Below are 5365 nucleotides of genomic sequence, written 5' to 3'. Positions count from 1 at the left end.
AACACCCCGGTGGCGCTGCCCCGCAACCCCGTGGGGTCGATCCCGGCCCGCTCCAAGGCTTCCCAGGACAGCTCGAGGAACATCCGCTGCTGGGGATCCATCGCCAGCGCCTCGCTGGGCGCGATCCCGAAGAACGCGGGGTCGAAGTCCGCCACACCGTCGACGAATCCGCCGGTGCGCGTGTAACAGGCGCCCGGAACGTCGGGATCCGGGTTGTACAAATCGGCGAGGTTCCAACCCCGATCGGTCGGGAACTCCGAGAGCACGTCGCGGCCCTCAATCAGCATCTCCCACAGATCGTCGGGGGAAGCCACCCCGCCCGGGTACCGGCACGCCATGCCGACGATCACGATGGGGTCGTCGCCGGTGGCCCGAACGGCCGGGGTGGCCGCGGTTTCGTGCGGGACGCCTGCGAGTTCGCCGCGGATGTAGCCGGCCAGCGCGTTCGGCGTCGGGTAGTCGAAGATGAGGGTGGGCGAAAGGGCCAGCCCGGTCGCGGTTTTGAGGCGGTTTCGCATCTCGACCGCGGTGAGCGAGTCGAAGCCCAGGTCCTGGAACGCCTTGTCCGGGTCGACCGCCTCCGGGGTGGTGTTGCCCAGCACCGTGGCGATGTGCGAGCGCACCAGGTCGAGCAGCACGGCGTGCTGCTCGGGTTCGGGCAGCGCCTGCAGCCGGTGCGCCAGAGCCGATTTCGACTTGGCTGCCGCCAGCGAGTCGTCGACCTTACGCCGCGACGGCGCGTTCACCAGATCGGCGAACATCGGTGGCACCGCGGCCGCGTGGGCGCGCAGCGCGGCCACGTCGATGCGGGCGGGCGCCAGGAACGGCTGGTCGACAATCGTTGCGGCGTCGAACAATTGCATCGCCTCGTCCGAGGACAACGCCAGGATCCCGTCGCGACCCAGCCGGGCCAGGTCGGCGGCGTCCAGGCCGCCGGTCATGGCGCTGGCCTGGTCCCACAGCCCCCACGCCAGGGAGATCGCCGGCAGCCCACGGGCCCGGCGGTGCGCGGCCAGCGCGTCCAAAAACGAGTTGGCCGCGGCGTAGTTGGCCTGGCCCGAGGAGCCCACCAGCCCGGCCATCGACGAAAACATCACGAACGCCGACACGTCGCGGTCGCGGGTGAGCTCGTGCAGGTTCCAGGCCGCATCCACCTTGGCCCGCAACACCGCGTCGACCCGCTCGGGGGTCAGCGAGGTGAGCACCGCGTCGTCGAGCACGCCCGCGGCGTGGATAACGCCGGTCAGCGGGTGCTCGGCCGGGATGCCGGCGAGCACCGCGGCCAGGGCGGCCCGGTCGGCCGCGTCGCAGGCGACCGCCCGCGCCTGGGCGCCGGCGGCCTGCAGCTCGGCGACCAGCTCGGCCGCTCCCGCCGCGTCGGGGCCGCGGCGGCTGAGCAGCAACAGGTTTCGCACGCCGTGCTGCGCCACCAGGTGGCGGGCCAGCGTCGAACCGGCCATTCCGGTGCCGCCGGTGATGAGCACCGTGCCCGCCGCCCAGGCGTCGGGCATGCTCATGACGACCTTGCCGACGTGGCGGGCCTGGCTCAGGTATCGCAACGCCGCGGGGGCGCGGCGAATGTCGAACGTGGTCACCGGCAGCGGCCGGAGCACACCGGCCTCAAACAGCCCGGCCAGCTCGAGCATCCACTGATGCATGCGCGGACGCCCGGGCTCGAACAGGTCGAAGGCGCGATAGCGCACCCCCGGGTATTCCTGGGCCACCGCACCGGGGTCGCGGATGTCGGTCTTGCCCATCTCCAAAAACACCCCGCCCGGGGCCACCAGCCGCAGCGATGCGTCGACGAACTCGCCGGCCAGCGAGTCCAGCACCACATCAAAGCCGCGGCCGCCGGTGGCGGCGCGGAACTTGTCCTCGAAGTCCAGGCTGCGCGAATCCGAGATGTGGTCGTCGTCCAAACCCATGGCCCGCAACGTGTCCCACTTGCCGCGACTGGCCGTGCCGTACACCTCGAGTCCCAGGTGGCGGGCCAGCTGTACGGCGGCCATGCCGACGCCGCCGGCGGCGGCGTGCACCAGGACCCGCTGACCCGGCCTGACGTCGGCCAGGTGTACGAACGCCATGTACGCGGTGGTGAAAACCGCTGAGATACCGGCGGCTTCGGTGTACGACCAATCGGACGGCATCGGGAGCAGCAGCCGGACGTCGCCCGGCACGAGCGTGCCGCTGCCGTCGGGGAAGAACCCGTACACCGAATCACCCACCGCGAATTCGGTGACGCCGGGGCCCACTTCGACCACCACGCCCGCGCCTTCGCCACCCAGCAGGGCGTCGTGGGTGAACATGCCCAGCGTGATCATGACGTCGCGGAAGTTGGCCGCGATGGCGCGCAGCGCCACCCGCACCTGGCCGGGCTGCAGCGGCGCGTCCGCATTCGGAACCGGCTCGAGCCGCAGGTTTTCGAAGGTGCCCGCGCTGCTGATTCCCAATCGCCAGGGCCCGTCAGCCGGCGGCGCCAGGATGCCGTCGACGTCGCGGCTGGCGCGCACCCGTGGGAGGTAGGTTTGGCCGCCGCGCAGCACCACCTGCGGCTCACCGGCCGCCACAACGGCGGCAACCGACGAATCATCCAGTGGCACATCGGAATCCACCAGCACGATCCGGCCGGGGTGCTCGGTCTGCGCCGACCGCACCAGGCCCCACACCGCGGCGCCGGCCAGATCCGTGACGTCCTCCCCCGCCAGCGCCGCCGCACCGCGGGTCGCCACCACCAGCACGCCCGAGTCCCGCTCGCTCAACCAGGATTGCAAGACCCTCAGCGCCTCGCGGGTGCGCTGGTAGGTTCCGCCGACCGGATCACCCGCGGAGCCAAGGGATTCGAACACCTTGAAAGGGGGCGGATTCTCGCCGGCGGTCGGCGCTTTCGCGGCCGGCGACCAGATCACCTCGAAGAGCCGGTCCGGGCCGGAGCCCGACACCGCGGCCCGCAGCTGCCGCTCGGTCACCGAGCGCGCCACCATCGCGGCCACCGACAGCACCGGCAACCCCAAGCCGTCGGCGAGCTCGATCGAGACCGCCGGGGTCCCGGCCGGGCCGCCCGTCGGCGCGATCCGCGAGCGCACCGCCGCGGCGTCCGCCGCGTGCAGCGACACGCCCTGCCACGAAAATGGCAGCAGCACTTCGGCTTCCGGGCCCGACTGGTCGGCCATGACCACCGCGTGCAGCGCGGCGTCGAGCAACGCCGGGTGCACCCCGAACCCGCCGACGCCGCCCGCCGCGTCCGGCAGCCGGACCTCGGCGAACACCTCGTCGCCGCGGACCCACGCCCCGGTCAGTCCCCGAAACGCGGGACCGTAGCCGTAGCCGCGCGCGGCCAGCCGCTCGTAGCCGTCGGTCAGGTCGACCGCGACCGCACCCGCAGGCGGCCATACCGACAGGTCCGCGCCGGGCTCGACCGCCGCCGAACTCAACGTGCCTTCGGCGTGGCACACCCAGGCCGAGGCCGCATCGGCGTCGGCGCGGGAGTAGATTGACACCGCGCGCCGGCCCGTCTCCCCGGCAGGGCCAACCAGCACTTGCACCGCAACCGATCCCGACGGCGGCAACGTCAACGGCGCCTGCAGCGTCAGTTCGTCGACCACCGAGCAGCCGACCTCGTCGCCGGCCCGGATCGCCAACTCGACGAAGCCGGCGCCGGGAAACACCGCCACGCCGGAGACCGCGTGGTCGGCCAACCAGCCCTGCACGGCGGGCGACAACCGGCCCGTCAGCACCACCCCGCCCGAGGCCGGCAGGTCCACCACCGCGCCGAGCAACGCATGCTCGCCGGGGCCCAGGCCCAGGCCGGCCGCGTCGGCCGCGACGCCCTCGCCGGAGAGCCAAAACCGCCGCCGCTCAAAGGCATACGTCGGCAGCTCCACGAAGCCCGCCCCGCCCAACACGCCGCGCCAATCCACGCCGACACCCGCCACGTAGGCCGTGGCCGCCGACGTCAGGAACCGCTGGAGCCCCCCCTCGTCGCGGCCCAGGGTGGGAACGACGATCGCCTCCGCGTCGCCCGTCGCACAGTGGTTGAAGGTGTCTTCGATCCCGGCGACCAACGCGGGATGCGGGCTGGATTCGATGAATGTCCGGTATCCGTGCTCGCAGGCGCTGCGCACCGCCTGCTCGAACTGGACGGTCTGCCGGATGTTGCGGTACCAGTACGCGACGTCCAAACCGGCCGTGTCCAAGCGGCTTCCGGTCACGGTGGAGAAGAACGCGACACGCGAGGAACGCGGCTCGATGCCGGCCAGCGCCGCGGCGAGCTCGTCGCGGATGGACTCGACCTCGACCGAGTGCGAGGCATAGTCGACGTCGATGCGGCGGGTCCGCAGATCCAGGTCGGCGCAGAAGCCGACAAGCTCCTCCAGCGCCGCCACTTCACCCGAGACCACCACTGCCGAGGGGCCGTTGACGGCGGCGATGCTGACTCGATTGCCATAGGGCGCAAGCAATTCCCGAGCCCGCTCGGTGCTGCAGGCGATGGACAGCATCCCCCCGGGGTGGGCCAGCGACCGCAGCAACTTGCTGCGCAGCGTGACCACCCGGGCGGCGTCCCGCAGGGACAGCGCACCGGCGGCGTAGGCCGCGGCGATCTCCCCTTGCGAATGGCCGATGACGGCATCCGGATTGACGCCCACCGACTTCCACAGTTCGGCCAGCGACACCATCACCGCAAACAGCACCGGCTGCACCACGTCGACGCGATCCAGGCCCGGGGCGCCGGGCACGCCGCGCAGGACGTCGGTCAGCGACCAGTCGACGAACTCCGCGAAAGCCTGCGCGCACGCCTCGATCTGCTGCGCGAAAACCGGTGCGGTGTCGAGCAATTCGATGCCCATGCCCAGCCATTGCGAGCCCTGCCCCGGAAAGACGAAGACGTTCTTGCCGGCGGGCGCCGCCCTGCCCCGGACGACGGCCCCGCCCGGATCGTCGGAGGCCAGCTCGTCGAGCCCCGCCAGCAACCGATCCCGATCGCCGCCGAGCACGACGGCCCGGTGCTCGAAGTCGGACCGGCCCGCCAGCGTCCACGCCACGTCGGCGATGTTCAGATCGTCGTGGGCACGCACGTGCTCGGCCAGCCGGCCGGCCTGAGATGTCAACGCGGACTGGGACTTCGCCGAGATCGCCCAGGGCACCACCGGCCGCGCCGGGGCGGCCTCGCGCGGCGGCGGCTCGGGTGCCGCCTCGACGATGACGTGCGCGTTGGTGCCGCTGATGCCGAAGGACGACACGCCGGCGCGGCGCGGCCGGCCGTCGGCGGACTCGGCCGGCCAGGGCCGCGGCTCGGTCAACAGCGACACCGACCCCGCCGACCAATCCACGTGCGGGCTGGGCTCGTCGACATGCAGCGTGGCCGGCA

Annotated in this window: 1 protein-coding gene; it reads right to left on the bottom strand. The window is 72.3% G+C overall.

Going from position 1 to position 5365, the window contains the following annotated elements:
* Positions 1-5365 (bottom strand): SDR family NAD(P)-dependent oxidoreductase (locus AWC19_RS01375; protein WP_142280911.1); only part of this gene is annotated, 5365 nt, incomplete at both ends.

It is taken from the genome of Mycobacterium palustre (genome assembly GCF_002101785.1).
GTDB classification, from domain to species: domain Bacteria; phylum Actinomycetota; class Actinomycetes; order Mycobacteriales; family Mycobacteriaceae; genus Mycobacterium; species Mycobacterium palustre.
Note: the sequence above shows the minus strand (reverse complement) of the source record. Positions and strands in the feature narration are given on the sequence as shown.